Below are 18470 nucleotides of genomic sequence, written 5' to 3'. Positions count from 1 at the left end.
GCGGCTTTTTCAGGCTAATGCATCTTTTAATCGCGACGGTCGCGGATCTTTACGTACGCAATGGCCGCATGCTCGGCACAATAGGGCTTTCCAGGAAGCGGGGTGGCACCGCAGAAATGAAAACCCGGTGTGCCGGGGTCGCCGATAGGCCAACAGCAGGACGGGCCACGGCGGGTCGGACGGTCGATGCCCGCAGTCGAAAAGCGCGGCGGCGTGACCGGACGTGGGACAGGGGCAACGCGAGGTTCCGGCTTGGGAGCTGCAGCAAGCTCCCGGCGGGCCGCGAAGGGTTCCTTGGCGGCCACTGGAAGAGGATGCGAGGCATCGACTGGCTGAGACGTAGGCTTCGTCGCGGCTTCAGGGGCGACAGAAGGTGCTTTGCGGACCGGAGCAGCAGGCTTTTCTGGCGCCTTCTCCGCAACAGCTGCAGGCACCTTGGCCGGAGCCGCTTCCTTATTCACAAACAGGTCCACTGCCGCAGGTTCGGCAACCTTGGCGCGGGAGGGGCTTTTGCGACGGGGCGTTGCTTCCGTCGTCCCTGTTTCACCGTCCGTGACCTTGCGGTTCCGAATGGGAGACGGGCGGGGCGGCAGGCCCAGACGATGAGCCTTTCCGACGACAGCATTCTTGGTGATGGAGAGCTGGCGGCCGATTTCGGCGGTCGAAAGTCCCTGACTCCACAGATCGCGAAGTCTGGCGATCGTCTCGTCCGTCCACTCCATATGCTCGTTTCCCTGTCCCGTTTCGGTGCCTGAACCGGCCCGATATCCTGTTGATTTTCCATCCCGGCCCACCGGACCCGGAACATCTTCGGGACGTTTCTTACCAGAAACTCCCCGCCACGTCGAAGGCGGTTCTTATGCGACCGGCTTGGCGACGCGCTGAAGCTCTACGAGGCCGTTCACCACGGCCAAAGCAATTTCTCCGCGGACCAGCGCCTGGGCATCCAGACCGAAAAGCTCACGCCGCCATCCTTTCAACGCACCAACATCGGTTTCGCCCAGGGCAATCAGATCCAGATCGTCCGAAGAAGCCACCAGACGGGGCGCCACCTTGTGATCCTCACACTTGGCCGCCAACAGAACCCGCAGAAGTGCAACGAGGGCCGCAGACGGGCGGGCGCGTTCGGATTTCGAAGGGGGCTTTGGCAATTCAGACTCTGGAAGAGTCTGCGCAATACGGATCGCTTCCAGAAGACCCTTTCCCATCTTTCCGTCGGCAAACCCTTTGGTCACACCCCGGATACGGGACAGAGCCTCGACCGTATCGGGATGAACGGCTGCGATTTCCAACAGGCTTTCATCACGGATGACGCGCTGACGGGGAATATCGGCATTCTGCGCTTCCTGTTCGCGCCAGGCGGTGACTTCACGCAGAATGCCGAGCATCCGGCGATTGCTGGTGCGGGCTTTTAGCTTTTCCCACAAGCGACGAGGATCGGGACGGAATGTTTTTTCTTCCGTCAGGATCGCCTGTTCGGAGTCGGCCCAATGCAGACGGTCCTGCTCGGCAAGCTGTTTGCGAAGCGCCTCATAGACCGTTCGCAGATGGGTGACGTCAGCGGCGGCATAGGCGAGCTGCGCCGCGCTTAGCGGACGGGCCGACCAGTCACTGAAACGGTGCGCCTTGTCGATGCTGCGGCCGGTGATTGCGCCGACCAGACTGTCATATCCGACCTGATCGCCGAAGCCCGCTACCATGGCAGCGACCTGCGTATCAAAAACCGAGACAGGGAGGCGATCGAAAATATGGAGAAAGATCTCAAGATCCTGCCGGGCGGCATGAAAGACCTTGGTGCAATCCGGCTTGGCCAGAAGGGCGCCAAGCGGGGCAAGATCAATACCGGGCGCCAGAGTGTCAATCAGGACAACATCTTCGGTTCCGGCGAGCTGCACGAGACAGAGCTCGGGCCAGTAGGTCCGTTCCCGGACAAATTCCGTGTCGATCGTCACGAAAGGCTCGTTCTGCAATTTTTCGCAGATACGGGCCAGCTCTTCACTGGAGGTCAGGAGAACGGGGGTCGGGAAGGTCGGAGCTTTCGAGCGCATGAAACGATCCTACACAAAGCGCAGGATCGTGACCACGCCCTCTGAGCGTCCTTCCCTGTCCCGTTGCGGGTCGATCAGAGAGACTGTTCGATCCAGGCCTTGAGCTGGCTCTTGGGCAGCGCCCCCATCTGCTGGGCGACCGGCTTGCCGTCCTTGAAGACGATCAGCGTCGGAATGCTGCGTACGCCATACTTGGTCGGAGCTTCGGGGTTGGAGTCGATATTGACCTTGGCAACCTTCAGGCGGCCCTGGTACTCAGCGCCGATTTCCTCAAGTGCCGGCGCGATCATCTTGCACGGGCCGCACCATTCTGCCCAGAAATCAACCAGAACCGGACCTTCTGACTTCAGGACGTCTGCATCGAAGCTGCTGTCGCTGACGGCAACGGTATTTGCGCTCATGAGGGTATTCCTTGTGGCGAATGAAATTTATGAAAATGGATATCGGCTGCCCTGCCCCTCACTGCAAGGGGGCTTTTGATCTGCATCAAGCACCAGAGCAGACCTGATCCAGAAGCAAGGACGGAAGTGTGACAACGGCAGGTCCTTCCGTCCAGACCAGAGAACAGTGAATATCGTAGCCCGGATGAAGTTGCTCCAGAACGGCACGATAGGCCGCCATCTGCCGCAGATAGACAACCGGTGTACGCTCCGCCCGCAGATGCGGATTGCGATTTGTCTTGTAATCGCAGAGCCAGATCTGCCCGTCCCCGATCCGCAGACGATCAACCTGCCCCAGAACCACTCGGCCCGCGCTGACACCGGAAATCGGCTGCTCCGCACGGCTTCCGGGCGCAAACAAGGGCGCGAGGTCGGGATGAGACAGGACGCCCAGAACCTGCTGCGCCAGACGATCGATTTCCGCTTCCGTCAGCCCCAGAGCCCGGCGGGACAGCCAACGCAGGGCCACGGCCTCGCGTTCGGCGGACGGCGTTTCTGGCAGAAGCTGGAGCAGACGATGGATCATCGTGCCGCGCCGCATGGCCTGTTCCCGCACCGGTGTGGAGCGACCGGCCAGCAGCTCCAGTGGTGAACGCGTTGCCGGAAGTTCACCGAACTCCGCCCCATCCGGACGGCTGGGCGCGAGCGGTCGCGTCATGGCGTCCTCGCGCTGGGCAATAGACGGCTTCCAGTCCGGAGCACGGCCCATCCAGTCCGGCAGGGCTGCACAAGGTGGTTCAACGCCCTTGCCCCGAAATGCGACGGGAGCGAGTGTCCGAGCCTCTTCCAACACGAGCCGCTCGCCGTCCCAGCCGGAATCCATCGGCTCGGAACGCGCATTGTCCAGTTGCTTGAACCCGGCCTCGCACTGCCGATACCAGCTTTTATCATCGGGCTCGCGCTTGGCCCCGGCCCCACAGATCACCAGCCAGTCACTGGCGCGGGTCAGGGCAACGTAGAGCAGGCGATTGCTCTCCGCCCGAGATTTTTCGGCATCTCGCTCCGACAGGGCCGTCGTGACCTGCGTGCCCATGTCCTTTTTCGGCACCCAGAGCGGGAGTTCGAACGCCCCCGCTTCTTCCCACAGGAAATCGCTCCCAGGTGGAGGTTTTGACGTTGTATCCGGCATCACGACCAGACGAGCCTGAAGCCCCTTGGAGCCATGCACGGTCATGACGCGAACAGCGCCGAGCTCGCTTTCGGCCTCACGTTTACTGCTGATCTCGCTGGCTTCGAGCCAGTGCAGAAAACCCTGAAGCGACGGCGGGTGCAGCCCTTCATAGCGTAACGCCGCCGTCAGAAGCTCGTCCACCGGCTCGGCTGCCTCCGGCCCCAGACGCCGCAGAAGTCTCGTGCGGCCACCATGCTGACCCAGCGTTTCCGCCAGTAGCCGGTACGGAGATGCATAATCGACGCGCGCATAAAGCGTGGACAGCATCTCCCACGCCGCACGCCAGTCCTCGCGCTCCCGATGCCGTTCGCGCAGAACGGTCCAGAGCGGCTGGCCTTTCGGGCCGAGGGCATGGACCGTGCCATTATGGGTGGCGAGCGCCATCAACGAGTCGTCCGTCAGCCCGCCGAGGGGGGAAGTCAGGACGGCAGCCAGTGTCAGGTCATCCTGCGGCAAGAGCAGAGTCGCGCAGAGCGTCATGAGATCGCGGACCGCCACCTGCTGCGTCAACCCGACCCGCACCAGCGTTGCGACTGGCACATTGCGCGATTTCAGAGCCCGGATCAGCGAGCGCAGGAACGGCGAGCGCCGGGGGACGAGGATCAGCACATCGCCCGCGGTCAGAGGCGCCTGCCCCGGCTGAGGCGGACGCCCGATCTGCTGGTCGATCCATTCCGCAAGCGCTTCGGCGAGGCGCTGGGGCGCGCTACGCTGTCCGGTATTGGCGGAAGGCGCACGCCATGGCGTCAGGCCCTCGTCATCGTCTTCGCCCTGAACGACGGGGACGAGCGGCCACAATTCCACACGCCCCCCCTGCCCCGGACGGGCCGAGACATGCGGGCGGAGCGTCTTTTCGCCTTCCTGCAACAGACCATGCGCGGCGAGAGGCTGGGAGAATACCGCGTCCACGAAGGACAGGACGGGAGGCACCGAGCGGAAGGAGACATTCAGTTCCGGATCGCGCCATAGCAGCCCAGCATTGCGGACACGGTCCGCGAACGCGGTGCGCCAGCGGTGGAACTCTTCAGGCTGGGCGCCCTGAAATCCGTAGATCGACTGTTTGTAATCACCAACCGCAAAAATGGTGCGTGGGCGCGGTCCCATATCCCACGCGCCCTCACCCGCAAAAAACTCGGACGTCAGCGCACCGGCGATTTCCCATTGCAGGCCGGAATTGTCCTGCACTTCATCCAGAAGCAGATGGTCAATGCCGCCATCAAGCTTGTAGAGCACCCAGGCCGCACCCGGATCGCGCAGAAGATTGCGGGTTTCCTGAATGAGATCGTTGTAATCCACCAAGCCGCGGGCGGACTTGCCGTCCTGAAACGCCGTCAACATGGGTGCGGCGAGACCCAGCAGGGCACGGTTTAACAGGACCAGACGCACGCTTTTGAGATTGGACTGAAGATCCACCAGTCGTTGCGCCTCGTCTTCCAGCAAAGGCGCAATCCCCGGAACGGCCTCCTGCGCCTTCTTGGCGACGATCCGGTTCATCTGCCGCACGGTTCCTTTGTCCGTCAGGAGGCATTTCGCCCAGACGGCAGGCGCCCGCTTGGCCGGTTCCGTCCCGAGCCATGCCAGCATCTGCTCGACGTTGACTCGGGCGGTAGGTGTCACGACCCCGAGCACGTCACGCAATCCGGCCCGCAGCTCGTCTTCCTTCGGCGGACGGCAGGCGAGAGCCTCAAGTTCTTCAAGGCTCTGCTGCCCGGCGTTCAGAGCCTTGCGATAGGCACTGACCACACTCTCAGGCAAAGTCTTCCAGCGCTCCAGCAGCGGACGAGCGCGGCTTTCCTCCATGTTCAGCGTGCGGATGCGCTGAAAGAAACGGTCCAGGCCCACTGTGCCAGCCACGTCAGCCGCAAGCTCCGGCGAACGGGCCAGACCGTCTTCCATCGCCTCGCGCAGGGCCAGTGTGGTGTCGGTCTCTTCCATCAGTGTGAAATGCGGATCGACCGAGGCTTCCAGCGGAAACCGCCGCAGCAGCGACTGACAGAAGGCGTGGATCGTTTCGATCCGCAGCCCCCCCGGCAGATCGAGCACGCACAGGAACAAGGCGCGGGCACGGGCGCGGGTTTCGTCCGTATTGGGAACGTCGAGGCTTTCCAGCTCCGCACCAAGCGTCTCATCCGGCAGCGAGACCCAGCTCCCCAGTTTTTGCTGAAGCCGGTTGGCCATCTCGGCAGCGGCGGCCTTGGTGTAGGTCAGGCACAGGATACGCGAGGGATGCGTGCCATCCGCCAGAATGGTGTCGCCGTCCTCGGTCTGCACATAGAGCGGCAGCATGAGCCGAAGCAGACGGTCGATCAGCAGCTTGGTCTTGCCCGAACCCGCCGAGGCCGAGACGAATACAGAAACGCGCGGATCGGACGCCTGACGCTGCGTACGATCGGCAGCGGCAATAACTTCGTCGCGGGTGATGGGGCGTGTGACAGGCGGCATGTCGTTCATTCGCCCTCTCCTTCCGCATAGGCCGCGCGCCATTCATCTACGCGGGCAAGCTGCGCGTAATCGGTGTAGCGCGGGACATGGCCGGCCCAGGGCTGGGAACGGTAGGGCTGATCGGGCGTGTCGTATTCGTCCACCAGGGTCCGGAGTTTTTCCATGGCCTCACCGATCAGGGTCGGCGCATCCGTGCCGGAACGTGAGCCAGGCACTTCGCTTTCTTTACCCGGCTCGTCCCCGCCGGTCAGATGCCAGTAGAGCAACTGCTTTGTCTCCACGGCCGGAACATCCTTAAAGGCTCCCTTCGCCAGCAGCGCACCTTCCAGCACGAGTTGCACGGACCAACCTTCCGCAACATTCTTTCCGCTGGGCGGCTGCCCGGTTTTGTAATCAAAGACCGTCGCCAGACCATCGGTCCCGATATCGATCCGGTCTGCACGACCGCGCAGTTCGAACGGCGCAACAGCCCCCTGAAGACGGAAAGATGCCGTGACCTCCACGAAGCGTCCCTGCGCCGGGCCGCTGTCTTCCATCTCAAGCCGGTAAGCGGCTTCCTTTTCCGCCACCCAGTCCGCAATTCGAACCAGACGCGGCCCCCACCAGTTCACAAGCGCCGGACGCATGTTCGCTTTCGCCAGTTCCTCAGCAAAAACACGTCGCAGAATAACGCTCGCATTGGCTGGCCAGCGCTCGGGGAAGTCCCGCAGGACGCGTTCCATCGCATCATGCACGATCATGCCGAAATCAGCGTGTTCCGCGCCTTCCTCCAATGGTCTGAGCGCCCGGAGCTTCAGAACATGCTTGGCGTAAATCGCGTACGGATCCTGCATCCAGGTCTCGATTTCCGTAATACTGAGACCCCGAGGACGCAGAGCGACGGGTGGACGCGGTTCGGGCGGCGCCACAGCCTCGGCGCCTGCGAGCGGCTGATCGAGACAGCGCTGCCAGTCCAGCGCGGGGTGCACCGGCAGGTTCTGGGAACGCCCACCAAGAAACGCATCCATTCGGACCATCCACCGCGCAGGAACGCCGGGCGCGCCCTCACGCCGAGCCGAACTGGCGAACACTGCTTCCTTCGACGCCAGAATGGTCGAAACGAAATCATGCGCGCTCACACCCGTCTGCCGCTCCGGAGAAGGCAGACCGACACGCACGCGCATCGGGCGGCTCAGCCACGGTCCCGGATCGGTCGCGGGAGGCCAGACGCCTTCATTCAGCCCGCCCAGCACCACGACATCGAACGCCAGAAGCCGCGCTTCCAGCACTCCGAGAATCGAGACACGCGGATGCGACAGTTCCACGCCCCCCCGATGCGCCCGCAAGCCCGTCAGCATCTGCCCAGCCATGGAAGTATTGAGAAACGAATCCAGATGCGTCAGGCGCTGCGGCGGGAGAATACCGGTATTGACGATCAACGCCGCCAGATGTCGCGAAAGCGCCTCACCATCCTCACCGAGCCACAGGCGCGCGCCCGGATGACGAGGTTCGTCTTCCGACGCCTCCAGCTCTTCCGCCGTAGACGCCAAAGCTTCCGCCGTGTGGATCAGGCGTTCGAGCAGGTCCGGCAAGGGAATAGCGCCCTCGATGGACAGAAGCGGATCGAAAGCCCGCTCGATCCGCGCGATGAAGGCGGCGGGGCCTTCCGGCTCGTCCGGGGCGTCCGCGCTGGCACCGTGATCGGGAACATTTTTCTTGTCAGTATATTCCCGCAGGGCGGCTTTCAGTCCAGCAATACCGGGCGCGGGAGCAGGCCCACGCAGCAGGAGCCGTTCCAATCGCCGAGCGGAAGCGTGGCAGTCCCCCGGCGTGCGCCCCAGAGCAGCGAGCGGATGTTTCAGGACGGAAAGTAGCGCGACGGGAGAAAGCTGCACTTCGGCAGCGGTCGCAATGAGGCGCAGGAACACGGCGGCCGGTGTCTGAGACAAGGACTCACCCGCACTGTCATCGGCATAGATCCCGAAACGCAAAAGCTCGGTCCCCACACGCTGCGCCAGCGCCCGGTCCGGCGTGACGAGCGCGCAGGTTTTCCCGGCTTCAGACACGACATCGCGCAGGATCAGCGCAATGGCCTGCGCTTCCTGCTGCTGGTCCTGCGCGGGCAGAATGGAAAGACCTGCGATATCACGCGGGCGGCTGTCCTGCCCCCAATGGGCGATACCCTGTTCCGGAAGCAACACCTCGCGCAGCATCAGCTCACGTCCACGGTCCCGTCCGCCATCCCAACCCGCCAGCTCCTTGCGGGACAGCCCCAGATCCGCAAGGATTTCCTTCAGACCGGCCTGCGGATGCGACGGCGGCAGGGCATCCCAGATCTCGTCCGCCATTCCCAGATCCACCCCCGGCAGGATCACGACCCCGGCGGGCAGCCGCGCCACCACAGCCAGAACATCCGATACCGCCGCAGACCCGTCCGCAAATCCCACGCCCCAGACGGGCGTGAGCGGCGGTTTTTCCTCCCAGGCGCGGGCCTGCGCCTTCAGACGCGCGATCTGCCGCGCCACCGGGTTACATAGCCCCTCTTCTTCCAGCCATTTCGGCCAGACGGCAGTGACGATCTCAAGAAATTTCAACGTCTGCTGCCAGTGATCGGAGAAGCGCTCCTCCACCGCGTCCGGAAGCCGCTCGGCCAGATCGACACCGCTGCGTTCGGCCTCGTCCATCAGATCCGCCAGTGCCTTGGCGAGCGGCCAGGCCCGGTCAATCCCCTTGGTGCTGTCCACCCCGACACTCACAAGGGGGGTCTGAAGGATCAGCATCGACAGCACTGCCAGACGCCGCTGCGACTCCACTGCAGGAGGCAGAACGACATCGATCCCGATGGACGCCAGAGCATCTTCGTCCACATCATTGATCGCGACGATGCGCGGCAAAAGTGCGGCCTGCGTGTCCAGAACCCGCAGGAACGCCTCCATCAACGCACGGCCAGCACGACGGCTGGGAACAAGGATCAGACCGGGACCATCCGTTCCGGCTGCCGGGTCCTGCTCAAGCCATTCCTGCGCCACACGGTCCAGAAACGGTTCCGTGCCCGCAATGGTGACGACGCCGCTCATGGGTTCAGTCCTGTCAGGCGCTTTTCAGGCCAGCCCGTCAGTTCCACGACGCGAGAATCTTCGGTGTCTCCTGGGGTAAATGTGAGATGCAGTGCGCCTTCCGGCAGCAAATCCCCAGCCCGTTCCGGCCATTCAACCAGCATGATGCCCTCGCACGCCTCGTCCCAAGCCAGTTCATACAGCGCATCCGGCCCGTCCAGACGCCACAGATCATAATGGTAAATCGTTCCTTTGGGCGTCTCGTAAGGCTGTACGAGCGCGAAGCTGGGGCTGGGAACTTCCATCTGCGGGTCCTGAGCCAGATGGCGGAGGAAACCCCGGGAAAACGTGCTTTTTCCGGCTCCCAGACCGCCGGAGAGTGCAAGACAGTCTCCGGGCGTACAACGGTCGGCAATCAGAGCCGCCAGAGTTTCGGTCGCAAGCTGGTCATCAAGGCGTATCTGCATGACGCCAATGTGGACCCGACGCCCCTGTGCCAGCAAGGGCGTTCGGGAGCAGATCAGCGACTGCCGTTCTGGAGAAGCTCCATCCAGCGCGCCATGACAGGCTCTTCCTGAAATGCAGCAGCCCGAACCCGGGCAGCAGCCGACATGGCCTGACGCCGTTCGGGCGCGCGCATCAGCTCCAACAGGGCTACAGCCAGGGCCTCCGGCTCTTCCGGCGGGACGAGCAATCCGTTCTCGCCGTCGCGCACGATTTCCGCAGGCCCCGTCTCACAGTCGAACGCCACGACCGGCACCCCTGCTGACATGGCCTCGAGTAGAACCATCGGCAGCCCCTCATAACGTGAGGAGGCCACGAAAAGCGCGGCGCGGGCGTAATCAGCCTCGATGTCTCCGGTCGCAGGCACGATCGTCACGCGATGCAACCCTTCCGCCTGTTGCAGCAAAGCATCACGATCCGGCCCATCTCCCCGGATCAGGAGGTCCCAGCCCATGCTCGCCGGGTCCTGCTCCACAATCCGCCAGGCCCGCAGCAACAGGTCATAGCCCTTCTGTTCGGTCAGGCGTCCCGCCGCCAGAACCATACGGGAGGTTGCCGGATAAGGCCTTTCCGTCACGGGGGGAGCCATGTTCGGAATGGCGATCAAACGCGCCCGAACCATCGTCCCCTCGCGCCACAGCGCCGTATCCCGCCGGGTCAGAACGACGACATCGTCGGCCCAGCGCGCGGCAATCTGCCGCCCCCAAACTCGCTTGCGACGGTTCAGCGTCACGTTGAAATTGAAATGCTCCCACACCACGCAGCGCACACCCGCAAGCCGTGCCGCCGCCACGCCATAGAGCGCATGCGTAGATTCCACGACCACTAGCGTGTCAATCTTCTCCCGTTTCAGAAAACGCGACAGACGCCAGACAATGCGGAACCAGGAATTGAAGATCTTTACCGACCGGTCGAACAGAGATGTGACGGAAATTCCGGGGGCAAGCGGGAAGGCCGGAGTGTCCCTGCCGACCAGTTCCACCAGCCGCACGTCGCAGTCCCGACGCGCCAGTCCGTTCATGATGACGGAAGTCGAACGCTCCGTCCCGCCGAAGCCCTTCAGGTCCTGAATTACAAACGCATATCGTGCCTTCAATGCCCTACCCCAACCCCTTCAAACCGATTATGAAACAGATCATGACGACTGCATCCCAGACCCTCAACACCGATGTCGCGATTGTCGGCGCCGGTCCGACCGCTCTCTTCGCCGCGTTTGAATGTGGCATGCTCAAACTGTCCTGCGTCCTGATCGACGCGCTCGACAGCGTCGGCGGACAATGTGCTGCGCTCTACCCGGAGAAGCCGATCTACGACATCCCGGCCCATCCCGCCATCGAAGGCGGTGCGCTGATCGAGGCTCTCGAACAGCAGATCGCACCGTTCGACGTGCCGCGCCTGCTGGGTTCACGGGTCGAAACGCTGGAAGGCCAGCGTGGGGCTTTCACGCTGAAGACGGCACGCGGCGACGTCATCAACGCGAAGGCCGTCATCATCGCAGCCGGTGCCGGCGCATTCGGGCCAAACCGACCACCACTCGACGGGCTTGAAGCCTATGAGCGCACGGGGGCCGTGCAGTATTACGTCAAGAAACGCGCCGACTTTACCGGCAAGCGCGTTGTAGTCGCCGGCGGTGGCGATTCCGCGCTGGACTGGGCCCTGTCCCTCTCCGAAGTGGCCGCCCAGGTCTATCTGCTGCATCGCCGGGACCGCTTCCGCGGTGCACCCGAGACGCTGTCTCGTATCGAACAGCAGATCGCGGCCGGGAAAATCGAAAAGGTTGTGCCCTATCAGCTCCATGCCCTGCACGGCGCGGACGGTGTGCTTTCCACTGTGGAAGTCACGACCCTTGAAGGCACGTCACGCCATATCGAAGCCGATGCGCTTCTGCCGTTCTATGGCCTGTCCACTGATCTGGGGCCAATCGCGCTCTGGGGCCTGGACACGCATCGCAACACCGTCCCCGTCACCCCGGCCACACTGGAGAGCAGCACGCCGGGCATTTTCGCGATCGGGGACGTGGCGACCTATCCGGGCAAACTGAAGCTGATCCTTCAGGGCTTCTCCGAAGGCGCCATGGCGGCCCATGCCATCCATGCCATCGTCCATCCCGACACGGCCCTGCATTTCGAATATTCGACCAGCAAGGGCGTGCCGGGCTGACAAAACGGGCCAGACAGATTTTCCCACAGCACTGAGCTGGCTTTCATAGCTTCAGGGCGGTTTCACGAACGACAACACAGCAGGACAGATATGAAAGTCATCGTTATGGGCGCCGGCGTCATCGGCGTGACAACGGCATGGTATCTCGCTCAGGAAGGCCATGAAGTCGAAGTCATAGACCGCCAGCCGGGTGTTGGTCTGGAAACGTCCTTTGCCAATGCGGGTCAGGTCTCCCCCGGCTATTCGACGCCCTGGGCCATGCCGGGCCTGCCGTTTAAGGCCGCGAAATGGATGTTCGAAAAGCACAGCCCCCTTGTCGTGCGCCCGCGCCTCGACACGGCCATGTTCCGCTTCATGGGCGAACTGCTCATGAACTGTACGGAAAAGGCCTATGACATCAACAAGGGCCGGATGCTGCGGATTGCGGAATACGCCCGCGACCGTCTGGACGCCCTGCGCGCCGAGACCGGCATCACCTATGATGGCGCCCAGAAGGGCCTGATCCAGCTTTTCCGCACGGATAGTCAGGTCGAATACGCTGCCGAGGACATGCGTCTGCTGGCCGAAAGCGGCGTTGAGCACAAGCTGCTGACCGTGGATGAGATCCTTGCCCGCGAACCCGGCCTCGCCCATGCACGACATCTGCTCAAGGCCGGTCTACTGCTCCCCGGAGACCAGACGGGCGATGCCCACCTCTTCACACGTCGTCTGGCCAAGATGGCCGAGGAAAAGGGCGTGAAGTTCCATCTCGGCGTCACGATCGAGGCTCTGGAAGCCGCCAGTGACGCCATCGTCAGCATCCGCACCAGCGCAGGACGTATGACAGCGGACCGCTATGTTCTGGCGCTTGGCAGCTATTCACCGCGCTTCCTCAAGCCATTGGAACTGCGTCTGCCGATCTATCCAGTCAAGGGTTACTCCCTGACCATGCCAATCACAGACGAAAGCCGCGCGCCCATCTCCACCGTCAATGACGAGACCTACAAGGTCGCCATCACGCGCCTTGGCGACCGCATCCGCATTGGCGGCACGGCGGAGCTGAATGGTTTCAACCTGCGCCTCAGCCCCGACCGTCGCGAGACTCTGGAACTATCCTTCAGCGAAATGTACGGCGGCGGCGATCTGTCGTCTGCGAAATACTGGACGGGCCTGCGCCCCTGCACGCCGGACGGCACGCCGATCGTCGGCCCCTCACCGCGCTACGGCAATCTGTGGCTCAACACCGGCCATGGCACGCTGGGTTGGACGATGGCGGCAGGCTCCGGCCAGATTGTCGCAGACCAGATCTCGGACCGACAGACGGCGATTCCGTCCCTCGACCTGTCTCTGGACCGTTACGGCATCTGAGAATGTCTGCCGTCCGCAAGAGCTTACGGACGGCAGACAAACGCCCGGACATCCTGCATCGAGACGCTCCCGTCCCGGCGCAGAAGTTCGTCCTTGCCGCCCACATGATGCGGCATGACCATCAACGGCGTTCCTTCATCCATGAAGCGGATCCGCAGATCGCTCCAGCGCGGCGCCACAAATCGCCGGAAAGACTGTACGAGCGCGCACTGATCGATGCACCAGTTCGTCGGATTGGCCGGATCATAGGCGACCTGAAGATAGTCATGCAGGAATGCCGCAATCTCCGGCAGCCGGTCAGCTTCCCCGAACCATGAGATCCCCGCACCAAACCCCCAGGGCTCACCGAAAGTCTGCCGCCCCTCATGGTCATAGGCATAGAGCCGGAATCCATAATCGGCCGTTGCCCTGAGCTCATCGAACAGCGTCAAAAAGTCATCCGGGAAATAGCCGTCACAATCGGCGGTGATGACAGGACAGGCATAACGCCGCACCACTTCAGGCAACATCAGATAACGGATCGCCGTATAGGTCGCGGCATCGCGCCATGTCAGACGGCCATGAGCCAAGGTGACATCGAGACCGAAATCCTTTTGCGAGACGGCATTGATCAGTTCGCGCATGAACGCAAGCTGCTCCGGCGCCGGCGTATCGATCCCCAGACACAGCCGGATCCGGAAAGACGGATCCGGGCGGCGGGCACAAAGCTTCAACAGAGACAGCAGCAACTTGGGCAGGAAACGGAAATACCCGGCGTCGCACCCAAAAACGAGACAGAGCGCGGGTAGCTGATCCCCCGGGACATCGCCAGGAACAACACTAGCCTCCCAGTGCCATTCCCCCATGCCCAGACGGTCAGGAACCGGCTGCTCCATACCCTCACGCGCAGGACCGCCCAGCCAGGATAACACGCCACAATTATAATGGATCGGCATGAGCCCGGTCCGGATGGACAGAGCCTTGGCCGCCGCATACTGACTGTCAGCGGCATCCACATTGCCCGCAAGCCAGAACTGATGCCCGCCACAAAGAGCATTCCAGTAACTGTCCCCGTTAAAACGCCGGTCCAGTTCCAGCAAGGCCTGCCGGGGTTTCTCCCCGAGACGCAGAGACGTCTCCTCGAAGCGATGTCCATAAACCTGTCGGATGTCCGCCCCATCCTGCTCCGAAAGCGGCATGGGCGTCAGAACCCGTTCAAACAGTTCGTCAAAAGGCTGCAGACGGAGATGCTGAAGGCAATCCTGCACCAGAAACAGGGCGTTTTCACCCTGACGCAAGCGTACGTCGAGATCCTGCATCCGTTGCGGAATACTACCTTCCGGGAAACGCTTCAGGAGTGCCGCCTGTAGCAGCTCAGCCGCCCGGACATGATGACCGCAGCGCATTGCCATAAGGGCTGAGAAGTAGAGCATGTCCGCGCCATCATCGGCCCGACGCGCCAGTTCCAGCGCACGCTCCGCCAATGCAAGTTCGCCACAGTCCACACTGATCAGCGCCAGATATTGCAGGCGGGGCAGATCCTCGGGATACAAGGCAACCTTGAAGGCCTCCGACTGAAGACTCGCAAAGGAATCTCGGATACGAGCCCAAGGGGCCTGATCTCCGCGCCGCACGACATTACGAACGTCTTCCAAAAGAGCCTCTACCTCAGGTGACGGACAGGGCTCCAACCGGAGGGGAGATGTATTTTCGCCTGTCAGAAGAACAGACCCGTCTGCCTGCGCCTGCACATCAAGCGTTTCCAGAGCAACCGCCCAGTCCCCGACACGAAGTTGGAAATCCTGTATCGCAGGACGCAAGGCCGGAAAGGATTCAGCAGCAATATACCACGGACGCGATACCAACCGCTGCAGTTCCGGCAGGTGCGCGACCGGCAGGGCGAGGAACTGTTCCCAGCCCTGGATGTGTGATGCGGTCCCGCATCCATGGCCCGGCGTCGCCGTCAGAAAAACATTCCCGGCCCGCACCGCATACAGGGGGCGCCCCCCGGATGGATCGATCGGCTGGACCTCCACGAGGCCACCGTCCCCACTCAACGAGACGGGAGCCACCATCCCTGCGATCACATCGGACAGGGACGCCAGAGACAACGAGAAGCCACGCTGTGCGACAATAGAGCCGTGCCAGCTCAAAAGACAGGAAGTCATACCAGCAGCGTAGTAAGGGTTGCGGTCGCATGCAAATGCCTGCACACGCCCTGCCAGCATCTGACGGAGCCATAAAAAAAGGGTCTGCCTGAGCAGACCCCGTGTCGTGTCCTATGACCCTGTGACCGGTCAGAAGACTGCCCTCAGTTGGACGGAGCGGCTTCGGTCGGAGCGACCTCCGTAGCAGCTGAGGTCTTCTTGTGGTGCTTGTGCTTGTGGTGATGCTTCTTGCCCTTGCCGTGATGCTTCTTCGTGCCCGTCTCCGTAGCGGCATCGGACTCAGTTGCAGGTGCAGCAGGAGTGGCTTCGGCAGCCGGAGCGGCAGGAGCTTCAGCGGCAGGCGCAGCGGCAGCGGCCGTCGTGGTAGGATCGGCGAACGCCGGAGCAGCCGTCAGGGCCAAAGCGGAAACAGCAGCGATCAGGGAACGGTTGAAAAGACGCATCTGGAAACGGAGCTCCACAACAAAATAAAGACAAGCCAGCATTCAGTTTTCCGAAGTGGCCTTAGCTAAAACGTTATCATTCCTGTCGGGCACGGTCGCGCATTAACTTTATGAAATTTCAGCCCTGCTTCCGTGCAATACACAAAAACGCCTCAATTCAGACAAACTTCATTATACACCCATGAAAAAAGGCCTGCCCTGAGAGTTCCAGGGCAGGCCTTTGCAATGCAAGCGGTCCGTGAAAAGCTGGATCAGCCTTCGCGGGACTTGGAAGCGCGCTTGCGCTCATGCGGATCCAGATAACGCTTGCGGATCCGGATGGCGGACGGCGTGACTTCGACCAGTTCATCGTCTTCGATATAAGCGATGGCCTGCTCAAGGCTCATGCGGCGCGGCGGCGTCAGAAGCAGGGCTTCGTCCTTACCGGATGCACGCATGTTGGTCAGCTTCTTTTCACGGACCGCATTGATGTCGAGGTCGTTCTCACGGGAATGCTCGCCAAGGATCATGCCCATGTAGATCTTCTCGCCAGCATCGACGAACATCGTACCGCGATCCTGCAGGGAGAACAGCGCGTACTGCGTCGTCGTTCCGTCTTCAGCGGAGATCAGCGAGCCATTGCGACGGCCTTCGATCGAGCCGACATATGGCAGATAGCCGTGGAACAGACGGTTCATGAGACCCGTGCCGCGCGTGTCGGTCAGGAACTCGCCGTGATAGCCGATCAGGCCGCGCGACGGGATCAGGAACGTCAGACGGACCTTTCCACCACCGGACGGACGCATGTCCTGCATAACGCCCTTACGGAGCGACATTTTCTCGACGACCACGCCCGAATAAGGCTCGTCCACGTCCACCAGAACTTCTTCGAACGGCTCTTCGCGCTCGCCGGTCTCTTCGTTTTCACGGAACAGAACGCGCGGACGGCCGATCGTTAGCTCGAAGCCTTCGCGACGCATCGTTTCGATCAGAACGCCAAGCTGAAGTTCGCCACGACCGGCCACTTCAAACGCTTCGCTTTCCGGGCTTTCCGTCACCTTGATGGCCACGTTGCCTTCGGTTTCCTTGAAGAGACGGTCGCGGATCTGACGCGATGTCACCTTCTTGCCTTCACGACCGCCCAGCGGACCGTCGTTGATGCGGAAGGTCATGGACAGGGTCGGCGGATCGACCGGGCGGGACGGCAGCGGAGCATCAATGGACGGATCGGCGATCGTGTCGGGAATCGTCGCTTCGGACAGACCAGCCACGGCCACGATGTCACCGGCTTCGGCTTCTTCCACAGGCACGCGATCGAGGCCACGGAAGGACAGCAGCTTCGTCAGACGACCGGTTTCAACGATCGTGCCATCCGGACGCAGCACGCGCACCGGCATGTTCACCTTCGCACGGCCCTGATCGATACGACCCGTCAGGATGCGGCCCAGGAAGTTGTCGCTCTCAAGAATGGTGGAGACCATTCCGAACGGCGCATCCTTGTCCACGTTCGGCTGCGGCACATGGCGCAGTACGAGGTCGAACAGCGGAGCGAGATCCTTCTTCGGTCCGTCCAGCTCCAGATCGGCCCAGCCCTGACGGCCCGAAGCGTAAAGCATCGGGAAGTCGAGCTGGTGCTCGTCGGCACCGAGGGAGGCGAACAGATCGAAGATCTCTTCGTGCACTTCGTCCGGGCGGGCGTCGGAACGGTCGATCTTGTTGACGACGACGATCGGGCGGATGCCACGGGCCAGCGCCTTGCCAAGCACGAACTTGGTCTGCGGCAGCGCGCCTTCAGCAGCATCGACGAGGATGATCGCGCCATCCACCATGCTCAGGATACGCTCGACCTCACCGCCGAAATCGGCGTGGCCCGGGGTATCGATGATGTTGATGCGGGTTTCTTTCCACACAACGGACGTGCACTTGGCGAGAATGGTGATGCCACGCTCGCGTTCGAGGTCGTTGCTGTCCATCGCACGATCAGCAACATGCTGATTGTCGCGGAAAGAGCCGGACTGTTTGAGAAGCGCGTCAACCAGCGTGGTCTTGCCATGATCGACGTGCGCGATGATGGCGATATTACGGAGTTCCATGTGGTCTTCCAGACGGGAGGCATCGAAGAGAGGATTTGCGCCGTCTTCTGCACCGAATCCCGCCAATATGCAAACTCTGTCACCGTCTTTTCGCCCCGAAGACGCCTTGAGCCTGCAGGAAAGCTGGGCCACATCTCACAAAACACCGCCCCTTTGAGGAATTCAGACCATGTCCAACCACCAGCCCACTGGTCCCTCCGCACCCGGTACCGACGCCCTCAGTCAGCTCGGCCGCGCCACCACGACACCGCAGAGCCCCGAAGAAGCCGTGCTCGAACGCGTCCCCTCCCCGCATCAGGGACGGCAGTATGTCGTGCGCTTCACGGCCCCAGAGTTCACCTCGCTCTGTCCCGTGACCGGACAGCCGGATTTCGCGCATATCGTCATCGACTACATCCCCGGCGAATGGATCGTAGAGAGCAAGTCCCTCAAACTCTTCCTGACCAGCTTCCGCAATCATGGCGCGTTCCATGAAGACTGCTCCATCGCCATCGCTGAGCGTCTGGTAGCCCTGCTCGACCCGCAGTGGCTGCGCATTGGAGCCTACTGGTATCCGCGCGGTGGCATCCCGATCGACGTCTTCTGGCAGACGGGCGAGCCACCGAAGGGCGTGTGGATTCCCGCGCAGGACGTACCCGGCTATCGCGGTCGCGGCTGAACC

Annotated in this window: 13 protein-coding genes; 3 read left to right on the top strand and 10 right to left on the bottom strand. The window is 62.2% G+C overall.

Annotation, left to right across the window (positions count from 1 at the left end):
- Window positions 1-26: 26 nt before the first annotated feature.
- The 7 genes from GSP01_RS03405 to GSP01_RS03375 all read right to left on the bottom strand — a co-directional run bounded on the left by GSP01_RS03405 (window position 27) and on the right by GSP01_RS03375 (window position 10736).
- Complete coding sequence (locus tag GSP01_RS03405; RefSeq protein WP_141350748.1) at window positions 27-722, bottom strand: GcrA family cell cycle regulator; 696 nt, start codon at window positions 720-722, stop codon at window positions 27-29.
- Between the two features lie 135 nt (window positions 723-857).
- Window positions 858-2048: a ribonuclease D gene (gene rnd / locus GSP01_RS03400; RefSeq protein ID WP_141350746.1), complete on the bottom strand. Its 1191-nt coding sequence runs from the start codon at window positions 2046-2048 to the stop codon at window positions 858-860.
- Window positions 2049-2122: 74 nt separating this feature from the next.
- Entirely contained in the window at window positions 2123-2449 is a 327-nt protein-coding gene (gene trxA / locus GSP01_RS03395) for a thioredoxin TrxA (RefSeq protein WP_141350744.1), read from the bottom strand.
- A gap of 85 nt (window positions 2450-2534) precedes the next feature.
- Entirely contained in the window at window positions 2535-6110 is a 3576-nt protein-coding gene (gene addA / locus GSP01_RS03390; RefSeq protein ID WP_141350742.1) for a double-strand break repair helicase AddA, read from the bottom strand.
- A complete protein-coding gene (gene addB, locus GSP01_RS03385; protein WP_141350740.1) occupies window positions 6107-9157 on the bottom strand; it encodes a double-strand break repair protein AddB in 3051 nt (1016 codons plus the stop codon). The genes addA and addB overlap by 4 nt, the downstream gene beginning before the upstream one ends.
- On the bottom strand, window positions 9154-9603 hold the full coding sequence (tsaE, locus tag GSP01_RS03380) for a tRNA (adenosine(37)-N6)-threonylcarbamoyltransferase complex ATPase subunit type 1 TsaE (RefSeq protein ID WP_141350738.1): 450 nt from the start codon (window positions 9601-9603) through the stop codon (window positions 9154-9156). Before tsaE ends, addB begins: the two co-directional genes overlap by 4 nt.
- Before the next feature lie 53 nt (window positions 9604-9656).
- Window positions 9657-10736 (bottom strand): glycosyltransferase family 4 protein, encoded by a 1080-nt coding sequence (locus GSP01_RS03375; protein WP_141350736.1) that lies wholly within the window; start codon window positions 10734-10736, stop codon window positions 9657-9659.
- A gap of 41 nt (window positions 10737-10777) precedes the next feature.
- On the opposite strand from GSP01_RS03375, the gene GSP01_RS03370 reads away from it, so the two are divergent.
- Together GSP01_RS03370 and GSP01_RS03365 are read left to right on the top strand one after the other, a co-directional pair.
- On the top strand, window positions 10778-11800 hold the full coding sequence (locus GSP01_RS03370) for an NAD(P)/FAD-dependent oxidoreductase (RefSeq protein ID WP_141350734.1): 1023 nt from the start codon (window positions 10778-10780) through the stop codon (window positions 11798-11800).
- Between the two features lie 90 nt (window positions 11801-11890).
- Window positions 11891-13147 carry a D-amino acid dehydrogenase gene (locus tag GSP01_RS03365; RefSeq protein WP_141350732.1) on the top strand — a complete coding sequence of 419 codons (1257 nt, stop codon included), beginning with the start codon at window positions 11891-11893 and terminating at the stop codon, window positions 13145-13147.
- Window positions 13148-13170: 23 nt separating this feature from the next.
- Here the strand turns inward: GSP01_RS03365 and GSP01_RS03360 are convergent, their stop codons facing one another.
- From GSP01_RS03360 to typA, 3 genes are all read right to left on the bottom strand, one after another.
- Window positions 13171-15339, bottom strand: coding sequence for a hypothetical protein (locus GSP01_RS03360; RefSeq protein ID WP_141350730.1), 2169 nt, complete (start codon window positions 15337-15339; stop codon window positions 13171-13173).
- Between the two features lie 98 nt (window positions 15340-15437).
- A complete protein-coding gene (locus GSP01_RS03355; protein WP_141350728.1) occupies window positions 15438-15779 on the bottom strand; it encodes a hypothetical protein in 342 nt (113 codons plus the stop codon).
- A gap of 209 nt (window positions 15780-15988) precedes the next feature.
- Window positions 15989-17809: a translational GTPase TypA gene (gene typA / locus GSP01_RS03350; protein ID WP_141350977.1), complete on the bottom strand. Its 1821-nt coding sequence runs from the start codon at window positions 17807-17809 to the stop codon at window positions 15989-15991.
- A 169-nt stretch (window positions 17810-17978) separates the two neighbouring features.
- Here typA and queF point away from each other — a divergent pair, with 169 nt between their 5' ends.
- A complete protein-coding gene (gene queF / locus GSP01_RS03345) occupies window positions 17979-18467 on the top strand; it encodes a preQ(1) synthase (protein WP_099286259.1) in 489 nt (162 codons plus the stop codon).
- Window positions 18468-18470 lie beyond the last annotated feature (3 nt).

Source organism: Gluconobacter sphaericus NBRC 12467, from assembly GCF_006539125.1.
Taxonomy (GTDB): domain Bacteria; phylum Pseudomonadota; class Alphaproteobacteria; order Acetobacterales; family Acetobacteraceae; genus Gluconobacter; species Gluconobacter sphaericus.
This window is presented reverse-complemented; position numbering and strand designations above follow the sequence as displayed.